The organism is Mycolicibacterium obuense, assembly GCF_055397605.1.
Map to the genome: position 1 here is coordinate 1,432,037 of NZ_AP043663.1, position 15,816 is coordinate 1,447,852.

Consider the following 15,816-nt stretch of genomic DNA (forward strand, 5'->3'; position numbering starts at 1 on the left):
ACCACCGCGTGACCCTGGCGTCGACCTCCGACCTCGTCGCCGCGGCGATCGAAAATCGCTGCGCTGTCTTGGCTTTCAACGCCATCACTGTCGAGCATGCCGAGGGGATAGCCGCGGGCGTCGAGCGTGCGGGGGCGGCCGCGCTGATCCAGATCAGCGAGAACACCGTGCGGTTCCACGGCGGGGCGCTCGCCCCGATCGCGGCCGCGTGCGCGCAGATCGCCGGCAGGTCGGCGGCAACTCTGGCCGTCCATCTCGATCACATCCAGGATGCCGCTCTGCTCGACGAGGTGATCGGCTCAGCACCTGCTCTCGGCGTCACGTCGGTGATGATCGACGCGGCGCACCTCGACGCCGACGAGAATGTCGGTCAGACAGCAGCTTTCGCCGAGCGAGCCCACGCGGCCGGATTGTTCGTGGAGGCGGAGCTCGGTCAGGTCGGCGGCAAGGACGGCCGTGTGCTCGGCGCGCACGAGCCCGGTGCCCGCACCGATCCCGGCGAGGCGGAGGCGTTCGCGACGCAGACGGGGGTGGACGCGCTGGCGGTTGCCGTCGGCAGCTCGCACGCGATGACCACCCGTGACGCCGAACTCGACATGGCTTTGATCCGCGACATCGCCGCCAAGGTACCGATTCCGCTTGTGCTACATGGTTCGTCGGGGGTGTCGGATGACAACCTGCGCGCCGCGGTGGCCGCCGGTATCCGCAAGGTCAACGTCGGTACCGCGCTCAACATCGCCTACACGGGAGCGGTGCGTGGCGTGCTGGAGTCCGATGCCGCACTGACCGATCCGCGCAAGTATCTGGTGCCGGCCCGCGAGGCGGTGGCCGAGACCGTGGCCCACCTGTGCCGCGTGGTCGCGGAGGTGCAGGTGTGATGGGCGCTCAGATGCTGCGGGTCGACTGGCTCGCCGACATGATCGAGCGGCACAAGGCCGGCGAGCCCGTCGGGGTCTACTCGGTGTGCTCGGCGCACCCCACGGTGTTGGAGGCCGCGATCGTGCAGGCGGCCGCCGACGGCGGGTTCGTGCTGATCGAAGCGACGTCGAATCAGGTCGATCAGTTCGGCGGCTATACGGGCATGCGGCCCAACGACTTCCGTGACCTGGTGGTCGGCATCGCCGACGCGCAGGGTTTCGCTCGCGACCGCGTGGTCCTGGGCGGTGATCACCTCGGCCCGAATCGGTGGCAGCGGGAGAGCGCCGAGGTCGCCATGGGGCACGCGGAGACACTGATCGCCGCGTACGTGGCGGCGGGCTACCGCAAGATCCATCTGGACTGCAGCATGCGCTGCGCCGACGATCCTGCCGTGCTCTCCGACGAGGTCGTCGCCGAGCGCAGCGCGCGGCTGCTGGCGGTCGCGGAGAAGACCGCGCGGCAGGCCGGTGTCGACGCGCCGGTCTACGTGATCGGCACCGAGGTGCCCGTCCCCGGTGGCGCCCACGAGACGCTGGACCGGCTCACCCCGACACCCGCCGACGCGGCGCGCGCCACGCTGGCCGCCCACCGCAGCGCGTTCGCCGCCGTCGGCCACGACGACGTGTGGCCGCGGGTGATGGCACTCGTCGTGCAGCCCGGCGTCGAATTCGACCATCTTCAGGTCATCGACTACGAGCGCGCAGCCACCGCGGACCTTCGCAGAGTGCTCGACGACGAGGGACACCTTGTCTTCGAAGCGCACTCGACGGACTACCAACGCCCCCAACAGCTTCGCGAGCTCGTCGAGGACCATTGGGCGGTCCTCAAAGTCGGACCGGGATTGACCTTTGCGATGCGCGAGGCGCTGTTCGCATTGGCGATGATCGAGACCGAGCTGGTGCCGCGGCCCTCGCGCTCGAACCTCATCGAGGTGATCGAGCGGCGCATGCTCACCGAGCCCAGGTACTGGCAGGACTACTACGAGGGCGATCCTGTCGCGCAGCGCACCGCCCGGCGCTACAGCTACAGCGATCGGCTGCGCTACTACTGGGCCGACGAGGAGGTCGATGCCGCACGGCGCACACTGCTGGCCAACCTCGACCGCGTCGGTATCCCGCTGCCGCTGATCAGTCAATTCCTGCCCATGCAATACGAGCGCATCCGCGCCGGCCTGCTCGACCACGACGCCCAGGCCCTCGTGGTCGACCGCGTCCGCGACGCGCTGCGGCCCTACGCCGCCGCGTGCCGCGCCGACAACCCCGGAGGTGACCCACGATGACCCAGACGTCTGTGCCCGACCAGAAAGACGGCGGCGCAACCATTCTCGAGATCGGCCAGCAGCCCGACGCGTGGCGGGAGGTGGCAGGCCGCTCCGACGAGCACGCCGAGACCTTCGTTCGGGAGCTGCTGGCTCGCCCCGATCTGCGGATCATCCTCACGGGGGCGGGCAGCTCGGCGTTCGCCGGCGAGATCGCCGCCCCGCTGCTGCGCCGGCACCTGCACCGGCGCGTCGAGCCGATCGCCACCACCAGCATCGTGGCCAGCCCGCTCGATCACCTCGAGCCCGAAACCCCGACGCTGCTGGTGTCGTTCGCGCGTAGCGGCAACAGTCCGGAGAGCCTGGCGACCACAGCCCTGGCTGACCAGCTCGTCGATCAGGTGTGGCATTTGGTGCTCACGTGCGATCGCGAGGGCAAGCTGGGCCGCGCCCACGCCGACCGCCCGGACTCGCTGGTGGTCTACATGCCCGACCGCACCAACGATTCAGGTTTCGCGATGACCTCGAGCCTGACCTCGATGCTGCTCACCTGCCTGCTGATGCTCGGTCCCGCGCAGTCGAACCAGGTCGAGGCGCTGGCCCGCGCCGCCGAACACGTCGCCGGCCTGCAGGACGACATCCGTGCGCTCGCGCAGAGCAAGAAGCAGCGATTCGTCTATCTGGGCAGTGGGCCGCTGGAGGGGCTGGCGCGCGAATCAGCCCTCAAGCTGCTGGAATTGACCGCCGGTGAGGTGGTCACCTACTTCGATTCGCCGCTCGGCTTCCGGCACGGACCGAAATCGGTGCTCGACGCGGACACCCTCGCGGTCGTGTACGTGTCCACCGACCCCTACACCCGCCGCTACGACCTCGACATCATCGCCGAGTTGCGCAGCCAGCTCGGCGCCGACGCGGTCCGCGTGATCTCCGCGGTCCCGATCCCCGACGAGTACGGCGCGGCGCTGGTGCTACCCGGCCTCGACGATCTGCCCGACGCGCTGGTCGCGCTGCCGTATCTGGTGTTCGGCCAGTATCTGGCGCTGTTCACGTCGCTGGACTACGGCAAGACGCCCGACAATCCGTTCCCGTCGGGCGAAGTGAGCCGGGTCGTGCGCGGCGTCACGATCTATCCAATGGCCGGAGCCCGGTGATGGCCCGCTACCTCGGTGTGGACGGCGGCGGGTCGAAGACGGCGTTCGTGTTGATCGACGACGCCGGCCACGTGCTGGCCCGCGCCACCGCTCCGACGTCTTACTACTTCAACGACGGCTTCGATGTCGTCGAACGCGTTCTGCGCCAGGGCATCACCGACATCTGTACCCAGGCCGGTATCGACACCGCCGCAATCGACGCCGCGTTCTTCGGCCTGCCCGGCTACGGCGAGGCCAGCGCCGACATCGCGGCACTCGACGCGGTACCGGCCGGGGTCCTCGGCCACGACCGGTACAGCTGTGACAACGACATGGTGTGCGGCTGGGCCGGATCGCTCGGCGGCGAGGACGGCATCAACGTCATCAGCGGCACCGGGTCGATGACCTACGGCGAGCGCCAGGGTGTCGGGCACCGTGTCGGCGGCTGGGGTGAGCTCTTCGGGGACGAGGGGTCGGCCTACTGGGTCGCCACCCGCGGCCTGAACGCGTTCAGCCGGATGAGCGACGGCCGCATGCCGCGCGGCCCGCTCTACGATCTGCTCAAGGCGCGCCTGGAGGTCGGGGGCGATCTCGACGTGGTCAGCCTGGTCATCGATACGTGGAAGGGGAGCCGCGGCTCCATCGCCGCGCTGGCGACCACGGTCTGCCAGGCCGCGCAGGAAGGCGACACCGCCGCGTCGCTGATCCTCGACGACGCCGTCGCCGAACTCGTCGCGCTGATCGAAACCACCCGACAGCTAGTCGGTTTCACCGACGGCGAGACGGTTCCGGTGTCGTACTCCGGCGGCATGTTCTCCGACCCGACGCTCCGCGAAGGCTTCACCACCGCGCTGCGTTCCCTTCCCGCGCACTACGACCTGCGGCAGCCGCTGCTCGACCCGGCGGTCGGTGCCGCGCTGTACGCGGCCAAACACAGCGGCCACGCGTTGAGCACTGCAGCGATCGCCGAATTGTCGACGACTGCAACCACATCCGAGAAGGTGAGCACACCATGACCGATACCACCGCCAAGCCGGCCCGCAGCTGGATCTTCTACGCCACCCTGCTGATCCTGTTCTGGGGTGTGTGGGGCGCGTTCTCCGCGCTGCCCGCGAACTGGTACGGCTACCCCGACGAGATGATCTACTGCATATGGGCGCTGACGATGATCATCCCGGCCGCGTTCGCACTCAAGGGGCAGAAGTTCGACACCCGCAAGGAAGCGACGATCTACGGTCTGCTGATCGGTCTCACCGGCGCGGGCGGCCAGCTGCTGCTGTTCCAGGCGCTGACGATCGGCCCGGCCTACCTGATCTTCCCGATCGTGTCGATCTCCCCGGCGATCACCGTGCTGATGGCGATGGTGCTACTGCGCGAACGCATTCGCGGCCTGGCGATCGTCGGGCTGATCTGCGCCCTGGCCGCGATCGTGCTGTTCAGCATCACCAGCAGCGATTCCGACGCCTCGACGGGTCCGTGGCTGTTGCTGGCCGTCGTGATCTGCGTGGCGTGGGGCGTGCAGGCCTACTTCATGCGCAAGACCGCGACCCTGGGCGTCAACGAGGCCACCACGTTCGGCTGGATGGCGATCAGCGGGCTCGCGCTGATCCCCGTCGCGATCCTCTCGATGGGCGGCCTACCGCTCGACTTCGGGTGGAAGGCGCCGTTGTTGACGGCCGGCACCCAGCTGCTCAACGCGGTCGGCGCGCTGTTCCTGGTGATGGCGCTGGCCCGCGGCAAGGCCTCGATCGTCGCGCCGACCACCAACGCACTCGCCCCGGCGCTGACCATCGTGGTGTCGCTGATCGCCTACCAGACGCTGCCCAGCCCCTACGGCGCCATCGGCATCGTGCTGGCTCTGGTCGGCTCGACGCTGATGGTCTATGCCGACGAGAAGCGCGGCGAGGAGCCGACGGCGGCCGTGCTGGAGCCCACCACGAAGGGCACCCGTCAGTGAAGCCGACGATCGCGATCATCGGCGCGGGCAGCGTCGAGTTCACCCGCGAGCTTCTCGGCGACATCCTGTCGTTCCCTGAACTCGGCTCGGTGCGCGTGGTGTTGCACGACATCGACGACGAACGGCTCGAGACCGCCGAGAGCATCGCCCGGGCCACCGCCCGGGCGGCCGGCGCGCAGCCGGAGGTGGTGTCCACCACGGATCGCCGCCGCGCGCTCGACGGCGCGGACTACGTCATCAACACGATTGCCGTGGGCGGGCACGAGGCCACGGTGCGGGACTTCGAGATTCCCGCGAAGTACGGGCTGAACCAGACCATCGCCGACACCATCGGGGTCGGTGGCATCTTCCGCGGGTTGCGGACCTTCCCGGTGCTCGCCGGCATCGCCGCCGACATGGCCGAGATGTGCCCGGACGCATGGCTGCTCAACTACACCAACCCCATGGCGATGAACGTGACCTACCTGCAGCGGGTCGCGCCGAACCTGAAGGTGCTGGGGCTCTGCCATTCGGTGTACTGGACGATGGTCGGCCTGTGCGAGCTCATCGACGTGCCCTACGACGAGGTGTCCTACTGGTCGGCGGGCGTGAATCACCAGGCGTGGGTGCTGCGCTGGGAGCGCGGTGGCCAGAATCTCTACCCGCTGCTCGACGAGCGCATCGCCGCCGATCCGGAACTGCAGCGCCGCGTGCGGGTCGACATGTACCGCCGGCTCGGCTACTACCCGACTGAGACCAGCGAACACAGCAGCGAGTACGTGCCGTGGTACCTGCACAACCCCGACGAAGTCGAGCGGCTGCGGCTCAACATCGGTGAGTATGTCGGTATCAGCGAGGCGAACATCGCCGAATACCACCGTGTGCGAACCGAATTGGCCGGCACCGACACCCTGCCGATCGACACGGAGTCCACCGAGTACGCCCCGCAGGTCATCCATTCGCTGGAGACCGGCACGCCGCGGGTGATCTCGGCCAACGTGGCGAACGCCGGCCTGATCTCCAACCTGCCCGACGGGCTGGCCGTGGAGGTGCCGACGCTGCTCGACTCGCTCGGCGCGCATCCGATGGCGGTGGGCGATCTGCCGCCGCAGTGCGCGGCGCTGAACCGGAACTTCCTCGGCCCTGTCGATCTGACCGTGCGCGCCGCCGTCGAGGGCGACCCTCGACTGGTGCGCGCGGCCGCGATGGTGGACCCGAACACCGCCGCGTCGCTGAGCGTCGATCAGATCGCCGATCTGTGTGACGAACTGAGCGCCGCGCATTCAGATCTGCTACCCGAATCGTTGCGTATCCACCACTAAGGCCCACCACTAAGGAGTGTCCACCGTGATCAGACGCCGCCTCTGCATTGCACTGCTCGCCGTCATCGCGCTCGTCCTCGCCGGGTGCGGGGGCGGGGGATCGTCGTCGTCCGGTCCCACCGAGATCGCGGTGTGGCACGGCTACCAGGACACCGAGGGTGAGGTGTTCAAAGGCCTGATCGCGCAATACAACAAGGACCATCCCGATGTGAAGGTCAACGAGCTGTATTCCAGCAACGACCTGGTGTTGCAGAAGGTGCTGACCGCCGTGCGCGGCGGCAGTGCGCCCGATGTGGCGTACATGTTCGGCTCGTGGTCACCCAACATCGCGCAGATCCCTCAGGTGGTCGACATGGCCGATGAGGTGAAGAAGCCGGACTGGCAGTGGGACGACTTCTATCCCGCCGAGCGCGAAGCGGCCACGGTCGGCGAGAAGGTCGTCGGGGTGCCGGCGCTGGTGGACAACCTCGCGATCGTCTACAACAAGAAGCTGTTCGCCGACGCGGGTGTCGCGCCGCCCAGCCCGGACTGGACGTGGGACGACTTCCGCGCCGCCGCAGCCAAACTCACCATTCCCAGTAAGGGGCAGTACGGCTGGCTGATCCCGGCCGACGGCAGCGAGGACACCGTCTGGCACTACATCCCGATGCTGTGGGAGGCCGGTGGGGACATCCTGTCTCCGGACAACGAGAAGGCCGTGTTCAACTCCGAGGCAGGCGTCAAGGCGCTCAGCGTGCTGCAGCAGATGGCCGTCACCGACAAGTCGCTGTACCTGGACACCACCAACGAGAACGGCCCGAAGTTGATGAACAGCGGCAAGGTCGCGATGCTCGTCACCGGTCCGTGGGATCTGTCGCAGCTCACCGACATCGACTACGACGTTCAGGTCATGCCCACCTTCGCCGGGTCACCCGGTGGTCATCAGACCATCGCCGGCCCGGACAACTGGGTGGTGTTCAACAACGGGGACAAGAAGAAGCAGGCGGCCGTCGACTTCGTGAAGTGGCTCTCGGCTCCTGAGCAGGTCAAGGCGTTCTCGTTGGGCACCGGCGATCTGCCGATCCGGCAGTCGGTCGGCAGGGACCAGGGGGTGCTCGACAAGCTGAACCAAAATGTCCCGGGCACAGCGGCGTTCGTGGAGAATCTGAACAACGTGAAGAAGGTCCGCCCCACCGTCGAGCAGTACCCCGACGTCTCCGACGCGCTGGGGCAGGCGATCGTCGGGGTCATGCTCGGTAAGCAACAGCCCGCGGACGCACTGAACGACGCCGCGAAGGCGGCGGACGCGAAGCTGGCCGAGAAGTAGCTGGAGATGGTGACCACTGACGCCGGTTCGGATGTGGGGGTGGCGGCACCGCCCGCGCCGCCACCCGCCCGGCCACGGCGCCGGTGGCGACCGCAAGGCACCGACGGGCTGACCGGGTGGGCGCTGGTCACTCCGGCGATGGTGCTGATCGGGATCTTCGGTCTGCTGCCGGTGCTGATGTCGCTGCAGCTGTCGTTCCAGAAGTCCGACCTGCTGACGCCGGAAACGCCGTGGGTGGGGTTCGACAACTACCGCAAGATGGCCGACGATCCGGTGTTCCTGGATGCGATCAAGCACACGATCATCTACACGGCGCTGTTCGTGCCGGGCACGATGATCGTCGGGCTGCTGGTCGCGGCGGCGATGAACCGCTCGGTGCGCTTCATCTCGGTGTACCGGACGGCGGCCTACATCACGATGGCGGTGTCGACGATCAGCCAGGGCATCATCTTCCTGTGGCTCACCGACCGTGACTACGGTCTGGTCAACGCCGCGCTGAACGCGGTCGGGGTGCCGTCGCAGCCGTTCCTGGCCTCGCCGTCGCAGGCGATCTACGTGATCGTCGCGATGACCATCTGGGGCTGGACGGGCTTCTCGGTGATCGTGTATCTGGCTGCGCTGCAGGGTGTTCCACAGGAACTGCACGAGGCGGCGGCCATCGACGGGGCCAGTGCGGTCACCCGGTTCCGCACCATCACGGTGCCGCTGCTGGGTCCGGCGAATCTGTTCCTGCTGGTGTGGCTCACGATCAACGCGCTGCAGCTGTTCGACGAGGTGTACGCCACCACCCGCGGCGGCCCGCTGCGCGCCACCACCGTGATCGTCTACTACCTGTGGGACCAGGCGTTCGTGCACTTCGACGCCGGCTACGCGGCGGCGATGGCCTACGCGCTGTTCGTCGTCATCCTGATCGTCACGGCCGTGCAGTTCCGGCTGGCTCGCAGATTCGCGCACCACCCATGACGGCCACGCTGACAACGACGACCCGCTGGCGGCTGCCGTTCAGTCCGTGGCACCTGGTGCTGATCCCGCTGAGCTTCCTGTTGATCGTGCCGCTGCTGTGGATGCTCATCACGTCGCTGGAGACCGAGGGGGAGGCCAATCACTTCCCGCCGGTGCTGTTCCCGGCGTCACCGCGGTTCGCGAATTACACCGAGGCGTGGGCGCAGGCGCCGTTCGGGCATTTCTTCCTCAACAGCCTGACGGTCACCGCGGTGGTGTTGATCAGCAATCTCGTGGTGTGCAGCCTCGCGGGGTATGCGTTCGCGCGTATCCGATTCCTCGGCCGCGGAGCGCTGTTCGTGACGCTGATGGCCACTCTCATGGTGCCGTTCCAGGTGACGATGATCCCGGTGTTCCTGATCGTCAAGTGGTTCGGTGACAACGTGTGGGAGGGCTTGGGTATCGACCACATCGGTGCGTTGATGCTGCCGAATCTTGCGACCGCGTTCGGGATCTTCTTCCTGCGACAGTTCTTCCAGACCGTGCCGGTCGAACTCGAAGAGGCCGCGCGCGTCGACGGTACGTCGCGGTTGGGGGTGCTGTTCAAGATCGTGCTGCCGTTGTCGATGCCGGCGATGTCGACGCTGGCGGCTCTGACGGTGCTGACGTCGTGGAACGACTTCCTGTGGCCGCTGATCGTCATCACGTCCCAGGATCAGATGACGATCCCGTTGGGCCTCAGTTATTTCCAAGGGGCGCACCACGTGCAGTGGCCGTTGCTGATGGCCGCCAACGTGATGAGCCTGTTGCCGATGCTGCTGGTGTTCGTCGTCGCGCAGCGGTATTTCGTGCAGTCGGTCGCCAGTACCGGAATCAAGGGGTAGGACGTTGGCAGAGGTCGAGTTTCGCAATGTGTCCCGCCGCTACGCCGGTGGCGTCGCCGCACTCAAGGACTTGAGCCTGACGGTGGCCGACGGCGAGTTCCTGATCCTGGTGGGCCCGTCGGGGTGTGGCAAGAGCACGGCGCTGCGGCTGCTGGCGGGTCTGGACAAACCCAGTGACGGTGAGATCCGCATCGGCGGGCAGGTGGTCAACGGGCTGGGCCCGGGGCAGCGGGACATCGCGATGGTGTTCCAGAACTATGCGCTGTACCCGCACATGACGGTGTACAAGAACCTGGCGTACGGGCTCAAGCAACGCAAGACGCCGCGGGCGGAGATCGAGCGGCGGGTCCGCGACACCGCGGAGCTGTTACAGATCGGGGAGTTGTTGAACCGCAAGCCTGGTCAGCTCTCCGGTGGGCAGCGCCAGCGGGTGGCGATGGGCCGGGCGCTGGTGCGGGAGCCGCAGGCGTTCCTGCTCGACGAACCGCTGTCGAATCTGGATGCCAAGCTGCGCAACCAGGTTCGCGGTGATCTGAAGCGGTTGCATCGCGAGGTGCCGGTCACGTCGGTCTACGTCACCCACGATCAGGTGGAGGCGATGACGCTGGGAGATCGGCTGTGCGTGATGGCCGCCGGTGAGGTGCAGCAGATCGGCAGCACCGACGACGTGTACCACCGTCCGGCGAACACATTCGTGGCTGCGTTCATGGGCAGCCCGCCGATGAATCTGCTGCCCGGGATCGTCAAGGCGGGCAGGCTGCAGTTGGGAGGCGCGGAGCTGCACTCGGTGCAGTGCGCTGACGGCCCGGTGACGGTCGGGGTGCGACCGGAGCATCTGCAGCTGGGCAGTGCCGATGCCGAGGGCGCTGTTCCGGCGCGGGTCGATTTCGTCGAACCGCTGGGCAGCCACGCCCTGGTGACAGCGGTGGTGGACACCCCGGAGCCGACGCGGGTGATCGCGCAGGCGCCGGCGGGTGCGGCATACGACGCGGGCGCGCCGATCGGATTGATCGTTCCCCGGCAGAAGACGTACCTGTTCGACGCCGAGACCGGAAAAGCGTTGCCGTAGAGCCGGTCTACCAGCCGCCGATGCCGGGGCCGACGCGTACGCCGCTGAAGCCGCCGGCCTTGGTGCTGGGGGTGGCGATCGGGGACTGGCGGATCGCGCCGCCGGCGGGGGCCAGGATGTAACCGTCGCGCACCTCGCCCTGCGTGGCGTCCCTGCGGACCTCGTCCGCACCGCCGCTCTTCACCCAGGGGCTGGGCCGCATGTCGTCGGCATGGGCCATGGCTGCGCCGAAGCTCATGGCGCCCGCCGTCATCGCGGCGGCCAGCGCGGCCAGCGTCAGCGCCGAACGCTTCGTCATCGAGATGGTCTTGATCGTCAGAACTGCCAAGGGTCCCCCCAAGTTAGGTGTTGCTTCACACGTCGTCCCCCGAGTGGCAGACGTTACCCGAGGGATGCATGTTCGGAGTGCCTCTGGGCCAGATTGCGCTGAGGGTCGCGCCGGTAACCCTGAACGCAATCTCGGCCGTAACGCCGGCGAGCAGACCTGGCATGCTGCAGCCATGAGCATCGCGGCGCACGTCTTCAACGCGGTGAGCGACGTACTGCGTCGTCCGGCGATGCGCCCGGTGACCCGAACGTTCAGCTCGCTGCATGCGACGGCGTATCGACTCACCGGCGGTCGCGCCCAGAACGCGAAGTATCCGACGATGCTGCTGACCGTCACCGGCGCCAAGACAGGCAAGCCCCGCACGGTGCCCGTCATCTACATCCGCGACGCCGGCCGATTCGTCATCGCGGCGGCGTACTCGGGTAGCGACACCGACCCGGTCTGGTGGCGCAACCTGAAGGCCGATCCGTCGGCGACGCTTGAGGTCAGCGGAGAGAAGATCGGCGTGACCGCTGCGCTTGCCGGCGAGCAGGAGCGGCCCGAGCTGTGGCGACGCCTCGTCGCGATGTACCCCTACTTCACCGAGTACCAGAAGCGCACCACGCGGCAGATCCCGGTGATCGTGCTGACGCCGGATCAGTCCGTCAGGTAGGGCTCGGGCCCGCACCAGTCACTTCCGCCCGACCTCTTCGCGCGGTACATGGCTTGATCCGCACGCTCCAGGGCATCGTCAACGGTGTCCGGCGTAACCATCGCGATCCCGATGCAGATGCCGCCGGGGGACAGCGCACCGACCTGGTCGACCAGCGTCTGGGCCAGCTGCTGCGCGTGCGCAACGGTGGTGTGCGGCAGCAGGACGGCGAACTCGTCACCGCCGATCCGCGCGACGACATCGGAGAGGCGTAACCGACGGCTGATGGTGTCGGCGACGGTCTTGAGGTAGGCGTCGCCCGCGATGTGGCCGTGTCGATCGTTGATCTGCTTGAGACCGTCGAGGTCGATCATGAACACGGCGGCCGGGTCGGCGGTCGCGTGCGGCGAGGCCTGCGCGGCGTACTTGGCAAGCTCTTCGTCGAACCTGCTGCGGTTGTAGACGCCGGTCAGCGCGTCGAGTGTGGCTCGGCGCCGGAGAATCTCCTCGTCCCGGCGACGCGCCGAGATGTCCTCGATGTGGGAGATGAAGGCCAGCGGCTGGCCCGAGTCGTCGTAGGCCACGAACACCGAGAGCCGGACCCAGATGACGTGTCCGTCGCGGGAGTAGTAGCGCTTGTCCATCTGGTAGCTCGCGATGTCGCCGGCGAGCAGTCGCGACGCCTCGGCAAGGTCGATGTCGAGATCGTCGGGATGCGTGATGTCCTGGAACGTCAGGCGCATCAGCTCATGCTCGGGATATCCGGTGATGCGGCAGAACTCGCGGTTGAGCCGCTGGAAGCTGCCGTCGAGCCCGACGACGGCCATGCCGAGCGGCGAGTTCGCGAACGCCGCGGCGAACGTCGCGTCCATGCCCGACGGCGCCGCGGGCGCCGAATCCTGCCGTTCGGCGGTCATCTGCTTCAGGGCGGCGTGCATCTTCACGCTCTCGATCGCCACCGATGTGGCGTCGGCGAGCGCCTGCACCAGCGCCACTTCGTGCTCGGTGGGCGTGCGCTGCTCGGCCCAGTACGCGCCGACGGCGCCGACGGGGTCGCGGCGGCGCACCGGCACCATGACCAAGCTCTTGACGAAGGTCGGGCGGTACGCGTCGTGCGGGATGCGGTCGTCGAGGTAGATGTCGGGGATGACCGCGGCCTGCTTGTGCAGCATGGTCCATCCGCTGATGCAGCTGTGCATCGGGAAGCGTCGGCCCTTCCACAGGGGAGCGATCGCGTCCGCGTCGGCATAGAAGCACATGTGCTCTTCGCGCAGCACGAAGGTGGCTCCGTCGCAGCCGGTGATGTCTCGGGCGGTGGCGCTGACGATGCGCTGGACCTCATCCATCGTGCGCGCGAGGGAGAGCTGCTGGATGACGTCGGCGAGCCGCGTCATCCCCCGCACGTAGTCAGCTTCGGCGAACCGGGGCCCTGCAGAGGGGATCGGCAACGCCTCTGCTGACACCAGACCCCCTCACGGCGAGCTTATTTTCCCGATCAACAATAAAACGGGATCAGCTCTGAAGCCGGCGTTTGATGCGAGTCAACATCGCCGACATTCCGCGCAGCCGCAGCGGGCTGATCAGAGCGCCGAGGCCGAGGTCGGTGTAGAAGTCGTCGGGGACGGCGAGGATGTCGTCAGCGGACTGGCCGTCCAAGCCCGCGGCGAGGATCGCGGCGAACCCGCGCGTGGTGGGTGCCTCTGCGGGCGCGCTGAAGTAGAGCCGCACGTGATCGCGGTCGTCAGCGTCGACATGGAGGAACAGCGGGGACTGGCACTCCGGGACCGGTTCCATCGCCGCCTCTTCCAAAGACGAAGGCAGCTCGGGGAGTTCGTTCGCGAACTCCAGCAGCATGGCGAGCTTGTCCTGGCCTTCGACCTCTCCGAAATCGGAGACCACCTCGGCCAGCGCCGGAGGCATGCTCACGGTGCGTCGCCCGGCTCTTCCCCGACGGCCACGGGCACCCGCACGGCATTGCCCCACTCGGTCCACGAACCGTCGTAGTTGCGCACACCTTCGCGGCCGAGCAGATGGGTCAGCACGAACCAGGTGTGGCTGGAGCGCTCACCGATGCGGCAGTAGGCGATCGTGTTCCCGTCGGCCGGGAGGAAACCGTAGAGCTCGTCGAGTTCGGCTCTGCTGCGGAACTTTCCGTTGTCCTGGGCGGCCTTGGCCCACGGCACGGACACCGCGGTCGGGATGTGGCCGCCGCGCAGTGCGCCCTCTTCGGGGTAGTCGGGCATGTGGGTGCGCTCGCCGGTGTACTCCTGCGGGGAGCGCACGTCGATCAACGGTTCCTTCCCCAGCGCGGCGAGGACATCGTCCTTGTAGGCGCGGATGGGGGCGTCGTTGCGGTCGACGACGGGGTAGCCGGTGGTCTGCTTGTCCGGCACGTCGAGCGTGGTGTCGCGGTGGTCGTTGATCCACAGCGAGCGGCCGCCGTCGAGCAGGCGGACGTCGGGGTGGCCGAACAGCGTGAACACCCACAGCGCGTAGGCGGCCCACCAGTTGCTCTTGTCGCCGTAGATCACCACGGTGTCGTCGCGGGAGATGCCCTTGCGATCCATCAGCGCGGCGAACTGCTCGCCGGTGATGTAGTCACGCACATTCGGGTCGTTGAGGTCGGTGTGCCAGTCGATCTTCACCGCACCGGGGATGTGGCCGGTGTCGTAGAGCAGTACGTCCTCGTCGGATTCGACGATGGCCAGACCCGGCCGTCCGAGATTGCTCGACAGCCAGTCGGCGGTCACGAGCCGTTCGGGGTGGGCGTAGGACTGCAGCGCGGGGCTGGGATCAGGCGGTAGCGGCACGTCAGACAGCCTACCGGTGAGTGCCGCAGGCACCCTCACTCAGCAGGGGCGAGGACGACGGCCGCGTTGTGGCCTCCCATGCCCAGCGAGGTTTTCAGGGTCAGCCCGGACAGCATCGGGGTGAGGCCGTCCAGCAGTCGGGGATGGCCGGGCGCGACGGTCGGCGGGGCGGGCACCTGTTCCTCGGCGTAACCCAGCGCCGCGGCGGCGACCTCGACGGCGGCCGCCGCGCCTTGGCAGTGTCCCGTCAGTGGCTTGACCGAATAGATCTGGGCGGCGCCGCCGAGTACCTCGTCGAGAACAGCCGCCTCAACCGTGTCGCACTGCTGGGTGCCGGGGCCGTGCGCGTTCAGGTAAGCGATATCGGATGCGTCGACCCCGGAGGACGCCAACGCGTCGAGGACGCAGCGGTCCACCTCGCTTCGGGACGGGTCCACCGAGGTGAGGTGGAAGGCGTCGTGCGTCATCGCGCCGCCCAGCACGTGCACATACGGCGCGTCACTTCGTCGGGACAGCACGAACGCCACGGCGGCCTCGCCGGCCGGGAATCCCCGGCTGCCGTGCTGGAACGGACGGCAAGCGTCGAGCGGGTCGGTGTCGACGACACCCACGCCGAGTCGGACGAAATGCTCGACATTCTCGGGCGTCAGCGACAGGTCGGTCGAGACGAACACGACGTCGTCGACCATGCCTGTGTCCAACCACATCTTGGCGGTGATGAGCGCGGCATTCCCCGACGCGCACATCGCCGACACGTTCATCGCAGGACCGTGAAAGCCGTACTCCTGCATCAGCATTGACACCGGAGTCGACGGCATCAACGCCAGGTAGTCGCGGATACGCCGATTGGCGTGATCCTCCAGATAGAACGCGCGCCAGCCCTCGACCTCGGCGATCACGACGGCGTGCAACAGGCCCACTCTCGGCCCGGGGGTCCAGCCGCGCTGGCGGGCGTCGGTGATGGCTTCGCGCGCTGCCGCGCGCATCGCCTGGGCGAAGCGGGTCAAACCGTCGCGGGGGTCGCCCTCGTCGGGGACCCGGGCCAACCAGGCGTCGTCGTTCTCGCCAGGCCCGAAACCTGGGTACAGCGTGGCGGCGGGCTTCCCGCTGGCCAGCCCGTTCCACAGAGCCTTCCGGCCCCAGCCGTAGCCGGTGACAGCCCCGATTCCCGCGATACCCATATGTGCAGTACTCATGTGATTCCCCTCTGTGGTCGTCGTGCCCCGGCGGGGCCTTGGTTTGATTAGCCCCCAATTCGCGGCAGAGCACTAGCCCAATCGCC

At 67.8% G+C, this 15,816-nt stretch carries 16 protein-coding genes; 11 read left to right on the top strand and 5 right to left on the bottom strand.

Annotated elements, in window-relative coordinates; all coding sequences use genetic code 11:
• The first annotated feature begins 8 nt into the window (after positions 1-8).
• Genes ACZ50N_RS06905 through ACZ50N_RS06950 form a run of 10 tightly spaced genes read left to right on the top strand, consistent with a single transcriptional unit; the run spans position 9 to position 10,765 of the window.
• Positions 9-878, top strand: coding sequence for a class II fructose-bisphosphate aldolase (locus ACZ50N_RS06905; RefSeq protein WP_464474975.1), 870 nt, complete (start codon positions 9-11; stop codon positions 876-878).
• Entirely contained in the window at positions 878-2,197 is a 1,320-nt protein-coding gene (locus ACZ50N_RS06910) for a D-tagatose-bisphosphate aldolase, class II, non-catalytic subunit (protein WP_464474976.1), read from the top strand. The genes ACZ50N_RS06905 and ACZ50N_RS06910 overlap by 1 nt, the downstream gene beginning before the upstream one ends.
• The gene (locus ACZ50N_RS06915) at positions 2,194-3,327 is read left to right on the top strand and encodes an SIS domain-containing protein (protein ID WP_073682746.1); all 1,134 of its coding nucleotides are present in this window, start codon (positions 2,194-2,196) and stop codon (positions 3,325-3,327) included. The genes ACZ50N_RS06910 and ACZ50N_RS06915 overlap by 4 nt, the downstream gene beginning before the upstream one ends.
• Positions 3,327-4,322, top strand: a complete 996-nt coding sequence (locus tag ACZ50N_RS06920) for an N-acetylglucosamine kinase (RefSeq protein WP_048422299.1) — start codon at positions 3,327-3,329, stop codon at positions 4,320-4,322. The genes ACZ50N_RS06915 and ACZ50N_RS06920 overlap by 1 nt, the downstream gene beginning before the upstream one ends.
• Positions 4,319-5,263 carry a DMT family transporter gene (locus ACZ50N_RS06925; RefSeq protein WP_046364300.1) on the top strand — a complete coding sequence of 315 codons (945 nt, stop codon included), beginning with the start codon at positions 4,319-4,321 and terminating at the stop codon, positions 5,261-5,263. Before ACZ50N_RS06920 ends, ACZ50N_RS06925 begins: the two co-directional genes overlap by 4 nt.
• Positions 5,260-6,564 (top strand): alpha-glucosidase/alpha-galactosidase, encoded by a 1,305-nt coding sequence (melA, locus tag ACZ50N_RS06930; RefSeq protein ID WP_464474977.1) that lies wholly within the window; start codon positions 5,260-5,262, stop codon positions 6,562-6,564. Before ACZ50N_RS06925 ends, melA begins: the two co-directional genes overlap by 4 nt.
• 25 nt (positions 6,565-6,589) lie before the next feature.
• Complete coding sequence (locus ACZ50N_RS06935) at positions 6,590-7,870, top strand: ABC transporter substrate-binding protein (protein WP_464474978.1); 1,281 nt, start codon at positions 6,590-6,592, stop codon at positions 7,868-7,870.
• A gap of 6 nt (positions 7,871-7,876) precedes the next feature.
• Positions 7,877-8,833 carry a carbohydrate ABC transporter permease gene (locus ACZ50N_RS06940; protein ID WP_464474979.1) on the top strand — a complete coding sequence of 319 codons (957 nt, stop codon included), beginning with the start codon at positions 7,877-7,879 and terminating at the stop codon, positions 8,831-8,833.
• Positions 8,830-9,696: a carbohydrate ABC transporter permease gene (locus tag ACZ50N_RS06945; RefSeq protein ID WP_111510440.1), complete on the top strand. Its 867-nt coding sequence runs from the start codon at positions 8,830-8,832 to the stop codon at positions 9,694-9,696. The genes ACZ50N_RS06940 and ACZ50N_RS06945 overlap by 4 nt, the downstream gene beginning before the upstream one ends.
• 4 nt (positions 9,697-9,700) lie before the next feature.
• Positions 9,701-10,765 (top strand): ABC transporter ATP-binding protein, encoded by a 1,065-nt coding sequence (locus tag ACZ50N_RS06950; RefSeq protein ID WP_464474980.1) that lies wholly within the window; start codon positions 9,701-9,703, stop codon positions 10,763-10,765.
• A 7-nt stretch (positions 10,766-10,772) separates the two neighbouring features.
• Here the strand turns inward: ACZ50N_RS06950 and ACZ50N_RS06955 are convergent, their stop codons facing one another.
• Positions 10,773-11,093 carry a hypothetical protein gene (locus tag ACZ50N_RS06955; protein ID WP_046362547.1) on the bottom strand — a complete coding sequence of 107 codons (321 nt, stop codon included), beginning with the start codon at positions 11,091-11,093 and terminating at the stop codon, positions 10,773-10,775.
• A gap of 172 nt (positions 11,094-11,265) precedes the next feature.
• On the opposite strand from ACZ50N_RS06955, the gene ACZ50N_RS06960 reads away from it, so the two are divergent.
• The gene (locus ACZ50N_RS06960) at positions 11,266-11,745 is read left to right on the top strand and encodes a nitroreductase family deazaflavin-dependent oxidoreductase (RefSeq protein ID WP_464474981.1); all 480 of its coding nucleotides are present in this window, start codon (positions 11,266-11,268) and stop codon (positions 11,743-11,745) included.
• On the opposite strand, the gene ACZ50N_RS06965 is transcribed toward ACZ50N_RS06960, so the two are convergent.
• From ACZ50N_RS06965 to ACZ50N_RS06980, 4 genes are read right to left on the bottom strand one after another with little or no spacing between them, the layout of a single operon-like run.
• Positions 11,730-13,187, bottom strand: a complete 1,458-nt coding sequence (locus ACZ50N_RS06965) for a sensor domain-containing diguanylate cyclase (RefSeq protein ID WP_464474982.1) — start codon at positions 13,185-13,187, stop codon at positions 11,730-11,732. The genes ACZ50N_RS06960 and ACZ50N_RS06965 overlap by 16 nt on opposite strands.
• Positions 13,188-13,236: 49 nt before the next feature.
• Positions 13,237-13,650 (bottom strand): SufE family protein, encoded by a 414-nt coding sequence (locus tag ACZ50N_RS06970; RefSeq protein WP_046362546.1) that lies wholly within the window; start codon positions 13,648-13,650, stop codon positions 13,237-13,239.
• Positions 13,647-14,534 (bottom strand): sulfurtransferase, encoded by an 888-nt coding sequence (locus tag ACZ50N_RS06975; RefSeq protein WP_046362559.1) that lies wholly within the window; start codon positions 14,532-14,534, stop codon positions 13,647-13,649. Before ACZ50N_RS06975 ends, ACZ50N_RS06970 begins: the two co-directional genes overlap by 4 nt.
• A 35-nt stretch (positions 14,535-14,569) precedes the next feature.
• The gene (locus ACZ50N_RS06980; RefSeq protein ID WP_464474983.1) at positions 14,570-15,730 is read right to left on the bottom strand and encodes a beta-ketoacyl synthase N-terminal-like domain-containing protein; all 1,161 of its coding nucleotides are present in this window, start codon (positions 15,728-15,730) and stop codon (positions 14,570-14,572) included.
• Positions 15,731-15,816: the final 86 nt, after the last annotated feature.

Coding starts and splice junctions, on each gene's coding strand:
- ACZ50N_RS06910 (WP_464474976.1), top strand. CDS start 878: ATGGGCGCTCAGATGCTGCGGGTCGACTGGCTCGCCGACATGATCGAG.
- ACZ50N_RS06915 (WP_073682746.1), top strand. CDS start 2,194: ATGACCCAGACGTCTGTGCCCGACCAGAAAGACGGCGGCGCAACCATT.
- ACZ50N_RS06920 (WP_048422299.1), top strand. CDS start 3,327: ATGGCCCGCTACCTCGGTGTGGACGGCGGCGGGTCGAAGACGGCGTTC.
- ACZ50N_RS06925 (WP_046364300.1), top strand. CDS start 4,319: ATGACCGATACCACCGCCAAGCCGGCCCGCAGCTGGATCTTCTACGCC.
- ACZ50N_RS06940 (WP_464474979.1), top strand. CDS start 7,877: ATGGTGACCACTGACGCCGGTTCGGATGTGGGGGTGGCGGCACCGCCC.
- ACZ50N_RS06945 (WP_111510440.1), top strand. CDS start 8,830: ATGACGGCCACGCTGACAACGACGACCCGCTGGCGGCTGCCGTTCAGT.
- ACZ50N_RS06960 (WP_464474981.1), top strand. CDS start 11,266: ATGAGCATCGCGGCGCACGTCTTCAACGCGGTGAGCGACGTACTGCGT.
- ACZ50N_RS06980 (WP_464474983.1), bottom strand. CDS start 15,730: ATGAGTACTGCACATATGGGTATCGCGGGAATCGGGGCTGTCACCGGC.